At 60.2% G+C, this 13108-nt stretch carries 15 protein-coding genes and 1 pseudogene; 10 read left to right on the top strand and 6 right to left on the bottom strand.

The features are described 5' to 3' along the window. Nucleotides 1-34: 34 nt before the first annotated feature. Nucleotides 35-397 (top strand): cupin domain-containing protein, encoded by a 363-nt coding sequence (locus J5M73_RS01600; RefSeq protein WP_102862257.1) that lies wholly within the window; start codon nt 35-37, stop codon nt 395-397. 58 nt (nt 398-455) lie between these two features. Here J5M73_RS01600 and rpmG read toward each other — a convergent pair whose 3' ends face one another. Together rpmG and rpmB are read right to left on the bottom strand one after the other, a co-directional pair. After that, nucleotides 456-611 (bottom strand): 50S ribosomal protein L33, encoded by a 156-nt coding sequence (gene rpmG / locus J5M73_RS01595; RefSeq protein ID WP_003177274.1) that lies wholly within the window; start codon nt 609-611, stop codon nt 456-458. Nucleotides 612-622: 11 nt separating this feature from the next. Continuing rightward, complete coding sequence (gene rpmB, locus J5M73_RS01590) at nt 623-859, bottom strand: 50S ribosomal protein L28 (RefSeq protein ID WP_011064219.1); 237 nt, start codon at nt 857-859, stop codon at nt 623-625. Nucleotides 860-1334: 475 nt separating this feature from the next. Between rpmB and J5M73_RS01585 the strand changes: the two genes are divergently transcribed. Beyond that, nucleotides 1335-2918, top strand: coding sequence for an ABC transporter substrate-binding protein (locus J5M73_RS01585; protein WP_102862258.1), 1584 nt, complete (start codon nt 1335-1337; stop codon nt 2916-2918). Nucleotides 2919-2966: 48 nt separating this feature from the next. Here J5M73_RS01585 and radC read toward each other — a convergent pair whose 3' ends face one another. Continuing rightward, nucleotides 2967-3641, bottom strand: coding sequence for a DNA repair protein RadC (gene radC / locus J5M73_RS01580; protein ID WP_102862259.1), 675 nt, complete (start codon nt 3639-3641; stop codon nt 2967-2969). Nucleotides 3642-3773: 132 nt separating this feature from the next. Between radC and coaBC the strand changes: the two genes are divergently transcribed. The 4 genes and pseudogenes from coaBC to argB all read left to right on the top strand — a co-directional run bounded on the left by coaBC (nt 3774) and on the right by argB (nt 8036). Then, nucleotides 3774-4982, top strand: a complete 1209-nt coding sequence (coaBC, locus tag J5M73_RS01575; RefSeq protein ID WP_102862260.1) for a bifunctional phosphopantothenoylcysteine decarboxylase/phosphopantothenate--cysteine ligase CoaBC — start codon at nt 3774-3776, stop codon at nt 4980-4982. A gap of 5 nt (nt 4983-4987) precedes the next feature. After that, the gene (gene dut, locus J5M73_RS01570; protein WP_102862261.1) at nt 4988-5443 is read left to right on the top strand and encodes a dUTP diphosphatase; all 456 of its coding nucleotides are present in this window, start codon (nt 4988-4990) and stop codon (nt 5441-5443) included. Nucleotides 5444-5705: 262 nt separating this feature from the next. Further along, nucleotides 5706-7106 (top strand): annotated as a pseudogene (locus tag J5M73_RS01565) (phosphomannomutase/phosphoglucomutase); the annotation flags it as partial. Nucleotides 7107-7130: 24 nt separating this feature from the next. After that, the gene (gene argB / locus J5M73_RS01560; protein ID WP_011064225.1) at nt 7131-8036 is read left to right on the top strand and encodes an acetylglutamate kinase; all 906 of its coding nucleotides are present in this window, start codon (nt 7131-7133) and stop codon (nt 8034-8036) included. A gap of 168 nt (nt 8037-8204) precedes the next feature. Here the strand turns inward: argB and pyrE are convergent, their stop codons facing one another. Next, the gene (gene pyrE, locus J5M73_RS01555) at nt 8205-8849 is read right to left on the bottom strand and encodes an orotate phosphoribosyltransferase (protein ID WP_102862263.1); all 645 of its coding nucleotides are present in this window, start codon (nt 8847-8849) and stop codon (nt 8205-8207) included. 80 nt (nt 8850-8929) lie between these two features. Here pyrE and J5M73_RS01550 point away from each other — a divergent pair, with 80 nt between their 5' ends. Beyond that, entirely contained in the window at nt 8930-9709 is a 780-nt protein-coding gene (locus J5M73_RS01550; RefSeq protein WP_102862264.1) for an exodeoxyribonuclease III, read from the top strand. Between the two features lie 57 nt (nt 9710-9766). Here the strand turns inward: J5M73_RS01550 and J5M73_RS01545 are convergent, their stop codons facing one another. Together J5M73_RS01545 and rph are read right to left on the bottom strand one after the other, a co-directional pair. Continuing rightward, entirely contained in the window at nt 9767-10135 is a 369-nt protein-coding gene (locus J5M73_RS01545; protein ID WP_102862265.1) for a DUF4870 domain-containing protein, read from the bottom strand. Between the two features lie 30 nt (nt 10136-10165). Further along, the gene (gene rph, locus J5M73_RS01540; protein ID WP_207814965.1) at nt 10166-10888 is read right to left on the bottom strand and encodes a ribonuclease PH; all 723 of its coding nucleotides are present in this window, start codon (nt 10886-10888) and stop codon (nt 10166-10168) included. Between the two features lie 272 nt (nt 10889-11160). Here rph and J5M73_RS01535 point away from each other — a divergent pair, with 272 nt between their 5' ends. The 3 genes from J5M73_RS01535 to rpoZ all read left to right on the top strand — a co-directional run bounded on the left by J5M73_RS01535 (nt 11161) and on the right by rpoZ (nt 13086). Then, nucleotides 11161-12024: a YicC/YloC family endoribonuclease gene (locus tag J5M73_RS01535; RefSeq protein WP_102862266.1), complete on the top strand. Its 864-nt coding sequence runs from the start codon at nt 11161-11163 to the stop codon at nt 12022-12024. Nucleotides 12025-12034: 10 nt separating this feature from the next. Further along, a complete protein-coding gene (gmk, locus tag J5M73_RS01530) occupies nt 12035-12655 on the top strand; it encodes a guanylate kinase (protein ID WP_102862267.1) in 621 nt (206 codons plus the stop codon). A 167-nt stretch (nt 12656-12822) separates the two neighbouring features. After that, the gene (rpoZ, locus tag J5M73_RS01525) at nt 12823-13086 is read left to right on the top strand and encodes a DNA-directed RNA polymerase subunit omega (RefSeq protein WP_007921129.1); all 264 of its coding nucleotides are present in this window, start codon (nt 12823-12825) and stop codon (nt 13084-13086) included. Nucleotides 13087-13108 lie beyond the last annotated feature (22 nt).

Here is a 13108-nt window from a genome sequence, read left to right as displayed (position 1 = left end):
GCCACTCGCGCCGCAATCACGGGGGAATACAAGAATGAGCATCCACAACGTCGTCGACTTCAGCCAGGCCAACACCGAGGGCGAACGCTACCGCCCCGCTCCGGAAAAAGTGCTCAAGGGCGATCCCGAGCAAGCGGTGTTCAACCACTACGCCAGCCCGTGCGGGCAACTCAATGCCGGGATCTGGGAAGGCGCGGTGGGCCAATGGACGGTGAACTTCACCGAGCACGAATACTGCGAGATTCTCCAGGGCGTGTCGGTGCTGCGAGACAACGATGGCAACGCCAAGACCCTGCGCTCTGGCGACCGCTTTGTGATCCCGGCCGGCTTCAAAGGCACCTGGGAAGTGCTGGAGCCCTGCCGCAAGGTCTACGTGGCCTTCGAACAGAAGGCCTGAATCCCAGGCACAAAAAAACCCGCTTGAAGGCGGGTTTTTTTGTCAGAAGAAAAATCAATTACTTGATTTTGCCTTCCTTGTAGATCACGTGCTTACGAACAACCGGATCATATTTCTTGATCTCGATTTTGTCCGGAGTAGTACGCTTGTTCTTGTCGGTAGTGTAGAAGTGACCAGTACCGGCGCTCGAGATCAAACGAATCAATTCACGCATGATTAGCTCCCTTAAACCTTGCCGCCATCGCGACGGATTTCGGCCAGCACGACATCAATGCCGCGCTTGTCGATGATACGCATGCCTTTGGCAGATACGCGCAGACGCACAAAGCGTTTCTCGGACTCAACCCAGAAGCGGTGATGCTGCAGGTTCGGCAGGAAACGACGACGGGTTTTGTTGTTTGCGTGGGAAATGTTATTCCCAGTCACCGGACCCTTACCGGTAACTTGACAGACTCTAGACATGCCTCAGCCCTCTAAAACCACATGCCCAACCCGGCATGGGTTGGCCGCTTAATCTCTCAGTCATTTGGCGCCAGGCGCCGCGTTTCTTTAGGGTCTTACCGGCTACACCTACAAGCGAAGGAACCGGGCCCCTAGAAAAGAGCGCTGCTTTATACCAGAAAGACCCCATAGCAACAACAGCCGCTGTGTGCAGGATGATGAAAAGTCCTGATTTTCTTGCGCCGGACGCCTGCGGCAAAGGCTACCGCAGAAATCTACCGCTCGTCGCAGAATATATTTCTCTCGAAACCTCGGGAAAAAATCTGCTGCTGAACACGAGCATCCCTACACAAAATCACGGCTCCAGCCCTGACCGCGTCCCAGGTTTCAATGTCGAATACAAAAGGGATAGTCATTTTACAAAGAGGCCACTAGGGTAAGGCATTTCCAGACTGCACTCGCAGATGGGCTTTCGATCTGCACAAGGAACCCGACCATGCGTCTTGCCGCCCTCCCGCTCCTGCTCGCCCCTCTTCTGAGCCCATTGGCCCAGGCCGCCGCGTTGAGCGTCTGCACCGAAGCCAGCCCGGAGGGCTTCGACGTGGTGCAGTACAACTCGCTGACCACCACCAACGCGTCCGCCGACGTGCTGATGAACCGCCTGGTGGAATTCGACGCCGTCAGCGGCAAGGTGGTCCCCAGCCTCGCCGATAGCTGGGAAGTCTCACCGGATGGCCTGAGCTATGTCTTCAAGCTGCATCCCAAGGTCAAGTTTCACCGTACCGACTACTTCAATCCCAGCCGCGAGCTGACCGCCGAAGACGTCAAATTCAGCTTCGAGCGCATGCTCGACCCAGCCCACCCGTGGCACAAGATCGCCCAGAGCGGCTTCCCACACGCACAATCCCTGCAGTTGCCCAGCCTGATCAAGAAGATCGACGCCCTGGACCCGCTGACGGTGCGCTTTACCCTGGATCACGCTGACTCGACCTTTCTCCCCACCCTGAGCATGGGCTTTGCCTCGATCTACTCCGCGGAGTACGCCGATCAGTTACTCAAGGCCGGCACCCCGGAGAAGCTCAACAGCCAGCCCATCGGCAGCGGCCCGTTCATTTTCGGGCGCTTCCAGAAAGACGCCTCGATCCGCTACAAGGCCAACCGCGACTACTTTGCTGGCAAACCGGCGCTGGACTCCCTGATTTTCGCCATCACTCCGGACGCCAACGTGCGCCTGCAGAAACTGCGGCGCAATGAGTGCCAGATCGCCCTGTCACCCAAGCCCCTGGACGTACAAGCCGCCAGTGATGATCCAACGCTGAAGATCGAGAAAACGGCAGCCTTCATGACAGCCTTCGTTGCGATCAACAGCCAGCATCCGCCCCTGGACAAACCCGAAGTGCGCCAGGCGATCAACCTGGCCTTTGACAAGGCCCATTACCTCAAGACTGTGTTCGAAGGCACCGCCGAGGCCGCCAATGGCCCCTACCCGGCTAATACCTGGAGCTACGCCAAAGAGCTGCCGGGCTACACCCACGACCCGGAAAAGGCTCGTCAACTGCTGGCCAAGGCAGGCCTTAAAAACGGCTTCGAGACCACAATCTGGACCCGCCCTTCCGGCAGCCTGCTCAACCCCAACCCGAGCCTGGGCGCCCAACTGCTGCAGGCGGACCTGGCCCAAGTGGGAATCCAGGCAGAAATCCGCGTGATCGAATGGGGCGAGCTGATCCGCCGAGCCAAGGCCGGCGAACATGACCTGCTGTTCATGGGCTGGGCCGGCGACAACGGCGACCCGGATAACTTCCTCACACCACAGTTCACCTGCGCAGCAGTCAAATCCGGCACCAACTTCGCACGCTACTGCGATCAGAACCTGGACAAGCTGATTACCGCCGGCAAGACCACCAGCGAACAGGGTGTGCGCAGCAAGCTGTACCAGCAGGCCCAGACCCAGATCCAGCAGCAAGCGCTGTGGCTCCCTCTGGCTCACCCGACCGCTTTCGCCCTGACCCGCAAACAGGTCGAGGGCTATCAAGTGAGCCCCTTCGGCCGCCAGGATTACTCGAAGGTCAGCGTCAAGTGACACGTCGGCCAGCTTCAGGGTCAGTACCGACCTTGAGGCTGGCTGCCTTCAGATCCAGCCATACTCGGCCATGGACAACGGATCGCCCTCTCCCACGATGAAGTGATCCAGCACCCTTACATCGATCAACTCCAGGGCTTCTTGCAAACGCCGGGTCACCACCCGATCGGCCGGGCTGGGCTCAGAGATGCCCGATGGGTGGTTGTGACAGAGAATTACCGCTGCCGCGTTATGCGCCAGGGTGCGCTTGAGCACTTGTCGCGGGTACACCGTGGTGCTGTCGATGGAACCGTGGAACAGCACCTCAAAGGCCAGCACCCGATGCTTGGTGTCGAGAAACAGACAGCCAAACACCTCGTGGGGCTCATGTCGCAACATCGACTTCAGGTAATCGCGCACCACCAACGGACTTTCCAAGGCTGACTGGCGGTGGAGTTTTTCTGCCAGATGCCGACGCGCCATCTCCAACACCGCTTGCAACAGTGCGTACTTGGCCGGCCCCAATCCCAGCTGGCGGGTGAAGGTCAACTGATCGGCTTCCAGCAGACTGCGCAAGCTGCCGAAGCGATGCAACAGGTGCCGCGCCAGGTCGACCGCACTTTTTCCAGCCACCCCGGTGCGCAAGAAAATAGCCAGCAATTCGGCGTCGGAAAGGCTTATGGCGCCCTGCTCCAGAAGCCGTTCCCGCGGGCGCTCCGCCGCAGGCCAATCACGAATACTCATCACACCTCCCTGTGCATGGCGCCGCTGTTCGGCAGCGGGCGCTGTGCTATCTTAGCCCCCTCTTTTTTGCGTGGTATTTCACCTGGGGAGGGGGCATGCCACGCAGCAATCACTTAACGGAAAAACAGGCCTATGCAGCGGCTGTATCGGAAACGCATCGTGCTCGGCGTCGGCGGCGGCATTGCCGCCTATAAGAGCGCGGAGCTGGTTCGCCGACTCCTCGACCAGGGCGCCGAAGTGCGTGTGGTCATGACCCGGGGCGGCAGTGAGTTCATCACCCCGCTGACCATGCAGGCCCTCTCCGGGCACCCGGTCCACCTCGACCTGCTGGACCCGGCCGCCGAAGCCGCCATGGGTCACATCGAACTGGCCAAATGGGCCGATCTGGTGCTGATCGCCCCCGCCACGGCCGACCTGATCGCCCGCCTGGCCCAGGGCATCGCCGATGACCTGCTGACCACCCTGGTCCTGGCCACGGACGCCATCGTCGCCATCGCTCCAGCGATGAACCAGGCCATGTGGCGCGACCCGGCCACCCAGGCCAACACCCAATTGCTGCAAAGCCGTGGCCTGCGAGTCTTCGGCCCAGCCTCCGGAAGCCAGGCCTGTGGCGACGTCGGCCTGGGCCGCATGCTGGAAGCCAACGATCTGGCGCTGTGCGCCGCCGACTGCTTCCAGCACCTGGCACTGACCGGCAAACACTTGCTGATCACCGCCGGGCCGACTCAGGAAAACATCGATCCGGTGCGCTACATCACCAACCATAGCTCAGGAAAAATGGGCTTCGCCCTGGCCGAGGCAGCCGTCGAGGCCGGCGCCCGGGTCACCCTGATCACCGGACCGGTGCACCTGCCGACCCCCGACAGAGTCACTCGGATCGACGTAGTCAGCGCTCGCGACATGCTCGCGGCCTGCGAGGCGGCCATTCCGTGTGACGTTTTCATCGCCTCCGCGGCGGTCGCGGACTACCGCCCGGAAGTCGTCGCCCCACAGAAATTAAAGAAAGACCCTACGAAAGGTGACGGCCTGCTACTACAGATGGTGCGCAATCCAGATATCCTGGCCACCATCGCTACGCGGCCGGATCGGCCATTCAGTGTCGGTTTCGCCGCCGAAACCGAAAATCTGCTCGACTACGCTGCACGCAAATTGAAGGACAAGAACCTCGACCTGATCGTCGCCAACGACGTAGCCAACCCGAGCATTGGCTTCAACAGCGAGGAAAACGCCTGCAGCGTGATTGACCGGGAGTTGCACGCAACTCTCTTCGCCCAGACCAGCAAGGGCAAGATTGCCCGCCAACTGATCTCTTTTATCGCCGAACGGCTGAACCAGGTTTAACTTCAATGCACGCTCTACAAGCCAAGATCCTCGACCCACGCATCGGCAACGAATTCCCTCTGCCGCAGTACGCCACGCCGGGCTCCGCCGGCCTCGACCTGCGCGCCATGCTCAAGGAAGACACCATCCTGGAGCCAGGCCAGACGCTGCTGATCCCGACCGGGCTGTCGGTCTACATTGGCGATCCGGGCCTGGCGGCGCTGATCCTGCCGCGCTCCGGCCTGGGCCACAAACACGGCATCGTGCTGGGTAACCTGGTCGGCCTGATCGACTCGGACTACCAGGGCGAACTGATGGTTTCCTGCTGGAACCGCGGCCAGACCGCCTTCAATATCGCCGTCGGCGAGCGTATCGCCCAACTGGTGCTGGTGCCGGTAGTGCAGGCGCACTTCGAAGTGGTTGAGGCTTTTGATGAAAGCCAGCGCGGCGCAGGCGGTTTCGGCCACTCCGGCAGTCACTGATTGCGTGCCCTGGGGCCGGACACCTGGTCCGCCCCCAGGGTGACGGCAGGGCACTTCAGGATAAATGACCGCCGGTTTCCGCATGCCCCCTCGGGCCCGTCAAATCAGGCCCTTGAGCGTCCGCGGAGCGGCAAGTGCCCTCCAGATGGCACTTACACAGTACGAACTCTACGCTGAAAACGCCGTCATACCCTTCAGTTTGAGCCCGCCGGCCCGTCATTTCCCCGGCCGTACTGCCCCCTCTTCAAATGGAGCACCCTCAGTGATGAGCAACGCAGCCAAAGTCGCCCCGACATTTCCCGAGAGCATCTTCCGCGCCTATGACATCCGCGGTGTTGTACCGCAAACCCTGACCGCAGAGACCGCCTACTGGATCGGCCGCGCCGTTGGCTCCCAGAGCCTGGCTCAGGGCGAACCCAACGTCTGCGTAGGCAGGGACGGCCGCCTGTCCGGCCCGGAGCTGGTGGAGCAACTGATTCAGGGCCTGCACGACAGCGGCTGCCACGTCAGCGATGTCGGCCTGGTGCCGACCCCCGCCCTGTACTACGCCGCCAACGTCCTGGCCGGCAAGTCCGGGGTGATGCTCACCGGCAGCCACAACCCGTCGAACTACAACGGTTTCAAGATCGTCATCGCCGGCGACACCCTGGCCAACGAACAGATCCAAGCCCTGCACCAGCGCCTCAAGACCAACAACCTGAGCAGCGCCCAGGGCAGCATCACCAAGGTCGATATCCTGCCGCGCTACGCCGAAGAGATCGCCCGAGACGTGAAGCTGGCTCGCCGCCTGAAAGTCGTGGTGGATTGCGGCAACGGCGCCGCCGGGGTCATTGCTCCGCAACTGATCGAGGCCTTGAACTGCGAAGTCATTCCGTTGTTCTGCGAGGTAGACGGCAACTTCCCCAATCATCACCCGGACCCGGGCAAACCCGAGAACCTTGAAGACCTGATCGCCAAGGTCAAGGAAACCGGCGCCGACCTGGGCCTGGCCTTCGACGGTGACGGCGATCGCGTCGGCGTGGTGACCAACACTGGCAGCATCGTCTTCCCCGATCGCCTGCTGATGCTGTTCGCCAAGGACGTGGTGGCGCGCAACCCGGATGCGGAGATCATCTTCGACGTCAAGTGCACTCGGCGCCTGATTCCGCTGATCAAGGAATATGGCGGTCGCCCGCTAATGTGGAAAACCGGTCACTCGTTGATCAAAAAGAAAATGAAACAAACCGGCGCCCTGCTGGCCGGCGAGATGAGCGGCCATGTGTTCTTCAAGGAGCGCTGGTTCGGTTTCGACGACGGCATTTACAGCGCCGCACGGTTGCTGGAGATTCTCAGCAAGGAAACATCCACCGCAGAAGAGCTGTTCGCGACCTTCCCGAACGATATTTCTACGCCGGAAATCAATATCCATGTGACCGAAGAGAGCAAATTCAGCATCATTGATGCCTTGCACGACGCGCAGTGGGGCGCAGGCGCTGACCTGACCACCATTGACGGGGTGCGAGTCGACTATGCCAAGGGCTGGGGCCTGGTTCGCGCCTCCAATACTACCCCTGTGCTGGTGCTGCGCTTCGAGGCTGATGACGAAGCCGAGCTGCAGCGGATTAAGGACGTGTTCCACGTCCAGCTGAAACGTGTTGCACCTGACCTCCAACTACCGTTTTGACTGTTTGAAGCACCGGAGCCCTGAATGACCATCGAACGCGATGCCGCCGCCAATACCGCCAAGGTCCTATCCGAAGCGCTGCCTTACATTCGCCGCTATGTCGGCAAGACCCTGGTGATCAAGTACGGCGGCAACGCTATGGAGAGCGAGGAGCTGAAAACCGGCTTCGCCCGCGACATCGTCCTGATGAAGGCTGTCGGGATCAACCCGGTGGTGGTGCACGGCGGTGGCCCGCAAATCGGTGACCTGCTCAAGCGCCTGTCGATCGAAAGCCACTTCGTCGATGGCATGCGCGTGACCGACGCGCAAACCATGGACGTGGTGGAGATGGTCCTCGGCGGCCAGGTCAACAAGGACATCGTCAACCTGATCAACCGTCACGGCGGCAGCGCCATCGGCCTGACCGGTAAAGATGCCGAGCTGATTCGTGCGAAAAAGCTCACCGTGACCCGCCAGACTCCAGAGATGACCACGCCGGAAATCATCGATATCGGCCATGTGGGCGAAGTGGTCGGGATCAACACCGATCTGCTGAACCTGCTGGTCAAGGGCGATTTCATTCCGGTGATCGCGCCGATTGGCGTGGGCGCCAACGGTGAGTCCTACAACATCAACGCCGACCTGGTCGCCGGGAAGGTGGCTGAAGCACTGAAAGCTGAAAAGCTGATGCTGTTGACCAACATCGCTGGCCTGATGGACAAGTCCGGCAAGGTCCTGACCGGCCTTAGCACCCAGCAGGTGGACGAACTGATCGCCGATGGCACTATCTACGGCGGCATGCTGCCGAAAATCCGCTGCGCCCTGGAAGCGGTACAAGGTGGCGTCGGCAGCTCCCTGATCATCGACGGTCGCGTACCCAATGCGATTCTGCTGGAGATCTTCACCGATACCGGTGTCGGCACCCTGATCAGCAACCGCAAGCGCCCTTAAGCGACAGCCACAAAAAAGCCCCCGCCCGGTATCTCGGGCGGGGGCTTTTTTATTTACGCAATCTTTGTAGGAGCTGGCTCGTGTAGGAGCAGGCTTGCCAGGGAAGGCGCTCACACGCGCAACTCAGGACTCAAAGGTCTCTTCACCGGTAAGCCGGCTCCTACAGTGTCAGATTCCGTACTGCGCGCGATAGGCTTGCACTGCCGGCAGATGTTGCTTGAGCGCCGGATCGTCCGCCAGGAACTGCAGGACCTGGGTCAGGGAAACGATGCTCACCACTGGAATGCCGAAGTCACGCTCGACTTCCTGGATCGCCGACAACTCACCGTTGCCACGCTCCTCGCGGTTCAGTGCGATCAATACACCTGCCGCCTTGGCGCCTTCCTGGGACTCGATGATCTGCATCACCTCGCGAATTGCCGTGCCGGCGGTGATCACGTCATCGATGATCAGCACATCGCCGGTCAATGGCGCACCCACCAGGCTACCGCCTTCACCGTGCGCCTTGGCTTCCTTGCGGTTGAAGCACCAAGGCAGATCGCGCTGATGATGTTCAGCCAGAGCCACTGCAGTGGCTGCTGCCAAGGGAATGCCTTTATAAGCCGGGCCAAACAGCACATCGAAGGGAATGCCGCTGTCGACAATCGCCGCCGCATAGAAACGCCCCAGCTGGGCCAGGGCCGAACCGCTGTTGAACAGGCCGGCATTGAAGAAGTAAGGGCTGGTGCGCCCGGACTTCAGGGTGAACTCACCGAAGCGCAAAACCCCGCGATCGATGGCAAAACGAATGAAATCGCGCTGATACGCCTGCATGAAAAACCCCAGATACCACGGATTTAGCTAATTAGGTAGAGCTCGGGTATCATACACGCACGTGATTTTTGGGGCCATTTATGCGGATCATCAGTGTGAACGTCAATGGTATTCAGGCTGCAGTGGAGCGTGGTTTGCTCAGTTGGCTGCAGGCACAGAATGCCGACGTCATCTGCCTGCAGGACACCCGCGCCTCTGCCTTTGAACTGGACGACCCAGCCTTCCAACTGGATGGCTACTTCCTTTATGCCTGCGATGCTGAAGTCCCTGCCCAAGGCGGTGTGGCTTTGTATTCGCGGTTGCAGCCGAAGGCGGTCATCAGCGGCCTCGGCTTCGAGACAGCCGATCGTTACGGGCGCTACCTGCAAGCCGATTTCGACAAGGTCAGCATCGCGACCTTGCTGCTTCCATCAGGGCAGAACGGCGATGAAGACTTGAACCAGAAGTTCAAGTTAATGGACGACTTCGCCCGCTATCTGGATAAGCAGCGACGCAAACGTCGCGAGTACATTTATTGTGGCTCGCTGTACGTGGCGCAACAGAAGCTGGATATCAAGAACTGGCGTGACGGCCAGCAATCTCCGGGCTTCCTGGCACCTGAGCGCGCCTGGATGGACGAGATTATCGGCAACATGGGCTATGTCGATGCCCTGCGCGAAGTCAGTCGCGAAGGCGACCAGTACAGCTGGTGGCCGGACAACGAACAGGCTGAGATGCTCAACTTGGGCTCGCGCTTCGACTATCAGTTGCTGACTCCCGGCCTGCGCCGTTTTGTCCGCAGCGCACGCTTGCCGCGTCAGCCGCGTTTTTCGCAGCATGCGCCGCTGATCGTGGACTATGACTGGACACTGACCATCTAAGCGTCCGTTCACAGCCACAAAAAAGCCGACATCACAGTCGGCTTTTTTGTGCTCGCTCTATTTGATCAGGCGCCAGGTGAAAGGGTACCGATATGGCACTCCCTCTCCAGCCTTGACTCCGCCGATGATGGTCAACACCAGGGCACCAATCGCCAGCAGGCCGAACATAAAGAAACCGATTATCACGATCATCAGCAGGAAACAGACTGCCGAAGCGATAGCGACAGTCAACTGAAAGTTCAGCGCTTCCTTACCTTGTGCATCAATGAAGGGATCGGTCTCGCGCTTCATCTGCCAAAGAATCAGCGGCCCGATCAATGTACCGAATGGAACCCAGATCCCCAGCAAGGCGGACAAGTGACAAAACATTGCCCATTGCCGAACTTCATGGCTCGGGGTGGGCTGGGGTAGCTGCTCATCACTCATGCTGCTCTCCTTGCTGAAGACCGGCGCCCATCAATCGGCGAGTGCCGCCTGCTGCAGTTGGAAGATTTCGTTCATGCCTTGCTGGGCCAGGGCCAGCATCGCATTCAGTTCGGCCGGCTGGAACGGCGCACCTTCGGCAGTGCCCTGCACTTCGATGAAACCACCGGTGCTGGTCATGACGACATTGAGGTCGGTTTCGGCGGCCGAGTCTTCCAGGTAATCCAGGTCCAGGACCGGCTCACCCTGGTACATACCCACCGATACTGCCGCAATCATCTGCTTCAATGGATCGCCGCCTTTCAGGCCACCGCGCTTCTTGATCACTTTTAAGGCGTCGACCAGAGCCACCATCGCGCCAGTGATCGATGCGGTACGGGTGCCACCATCAGCCTGGATCACATCGCAATCGACATACAGGGTGATGTCGCCCAGCTTGGACATGTCCAGGGCGGCGCGCAGGGAGCGACCGATAAGGCGCTGGATCTCCAGGGTGCGGCCGCCTTGCTTGCCACGGCTGGCTTCACGCTGGTTACGCTCGCCGGTGGACCGCGGCAGCATGCCGTATTCGGCTGTCAGCCAACCTTGACCCTGTCCCTTGAGGAAGCGCGGCACGCCATTCTCGACACTGACAGTGCAAATCACCTTGGTATCACCGAACTCGACCAGTACAGATCCCTCGGCGTGTTTGGTGTAGTTGCGGGTGATGCGGATCGAGCGGAGCTGATCGGCAGCGCGACAACTTGGACGTTTCATAGGGGAACACCTGTACGAGGACGGAAAACTGCCGAGCATTATAAAGCCCGCAACCGCGCCAGGGCACGCCTAAAACGGCCAAAGGCATATTTACGCGTCAGATCGGTCCTGTAGCGATGACCTGCAGCCCATTGTCAGCGCCAGGGATTGGGGCCTCCGGCCGCACTGCGCTACAATCCTGCGCCTTCGCAGCCTGTCGGCTTCAATTCATCACTATCAGGCCCGCTCAATCCTCCTGGGGTTGGTGCCGGCGCTGAATCGGAGGTACCTCCATGGTGCACAGCATGACCGCCTTCGCCCGAGTCGAACGGGCCGGCACTCAGGGCACCCTGAGCTGGGAATTGCGCTCGGTCAACAGCCGCTACCTGGAGCCGCACCTGCGTTTGCCGGAAGCCTTTCGCGACCTCGAAAGCGCAGTCCGCGAAGCCTTGCGCCAGGGCCTGTCCCGGGGCAAGGTCGAATGCACCCTGCGCTTCACTGAAGAGACCACCGGCAAGCCGCTGCAAGTCGACCGTGAACGTGCGGCACAACTGGTGGCCGCCGCTGAAACCGTCGCCAGCCTGATCAAGCAGCCGGCAGCCCTGAATCCACTGGAAGTCCTGGCCTGGCCCGGCGTGCTGGTGGCCGATGCCACCGACCCGCAAGCCTTGAACAGCGATGCCCTGGCCCTGTTCAACCAGGGCCTGAAAGACCTGAAGAATGGTCGCGAGCGCGAAGGCGCCGAACTGGCCCGGCTGATCAACGAGCGCCTGTCCTCCATTGAAGAAGACGTGGCGACCTTGCGTGAGCTGGTCCCGCAGATGCTCGCGACCCAGCGCCAGAAAGTCCTCGACCGCTTCGCCGACATGCAGGCCGAACTGGACCCTACCCGTCTCGAGCAGGAAATGGTCCTGTTGGCGCAGAAGAGCGATGTCGCTGAAGAACTGGACCGCCTGAGCACCCACATCATCGAAGTACGCCGCGTGCTCAAGTCCGGCGGCGCTGCCGGTCGGCGCCTGGACTTCCTGATGCAGGAGCTCAATCGCGAAGCCAACACACTGGGCTCCAAGGCCTTCGACCCGCGCAGCACCCAGGCTGCGGTCAACCTCAAGGTGTTGATCGAGCAGATGCGCGAACAAGTGCAGAACATTGAGTAAGGCAACTGACATGACCCACAGCACCGGCACCCTGTACATCATTTCCGCCCCGTCGGGCGCGGGCAAAAGCAGTCTGGTCAAGGCCCTGACCGACGCCGACCAGGAGATCCGCGTCTCCGTCTCCCACACCACCCGCGCCATGCGCCCAGGTGAAGTGAATGGCGTGAACTATCACTTCGTCGAACGCAGCGAGTTCGTGAAGATGATCGAGCACGGCGACTTTCTCGAACGCGCCGAAGTCTTCGGCAACCTTTATGGCACCTCACAAAGCCACCTGCAGCAGACCCTGGACGAAGGCCACGACCTGATCCTGGAAATCGACTGGCAGGGTGCCGAGCAGGTGCGCAAGCTCATGCCTCAGGCACGCTCGATCTTCATTCTGCCGCCGTCACTGCAGGCCCTGCACCAGCGCCTGACCAACCGCGGGCAGGACAGCGACGAAATCATCGAAGGGCGGATGCGTGAAGCCGTCAGCGAAATGAGCCACTACGTCGACTATGACTACCTGATCATCAACGACGACTTCGCCCACGCGCTGGAAGATCTGAAAGCGATTTTCCGCTCCAATCAGCTGCAACAGAAACGTCAGCAGCAGCGCTTTGGCAAACTGCTCGCTGAATTGCTTGGTTAAACAGCACTTCCCAAAACCGCTGCAAGCGCTTTACATTGGCACTTGCAGCGCGTTGAAGAGCTTGGTCAAAAAATCAGCGCTTCCCTAAACGCTGGTGATTTTTTAAACTGTTGAGTCCGCTCGCCCATCCGGGCAGCGCGCATATTGCATTTGCTACGAGGAAGACCATGGCCCGCGTAACCGTTGAAGACTGTCTAGAACACGTGGATAACCGCTTTGAGCTGGTCATGCTCTCTACCAAGCGTGCCCGTCAACTGGCAACCGGCGGCAAAGAGCCGAAAGTAGCATGGGAAAACGACAAGCCTACCGTTGTCGCCCTGCGCGAAATCGCTGAAGGCCTGATCGACTACGCAGCTATCGCCGAAGCCGAAATCGTTGAAGATGAACCGCTTTTTGCTGCTTTCGAGGACGAGTCCAACGAGGCCGTCTGAGCCTATGCCTGGTCGACGTAGC

It is taken from the genome of Pseudomonas sp. 50_B, from assembly GCF_017491625.1.
In the GTDB taxonomy this organism is placed as follows: Bacteria; Pseudomonadota; Gammaproteobacteria; order Pseudomonadales; family Pseudomonadaceae; genus Aquipseudomonas; species Aquipseudomonas danubii.
Note: the sequence above shows the minus strand (reverse complement) of the source record. Positions and strands in the feature narration are given on the sequence as shown.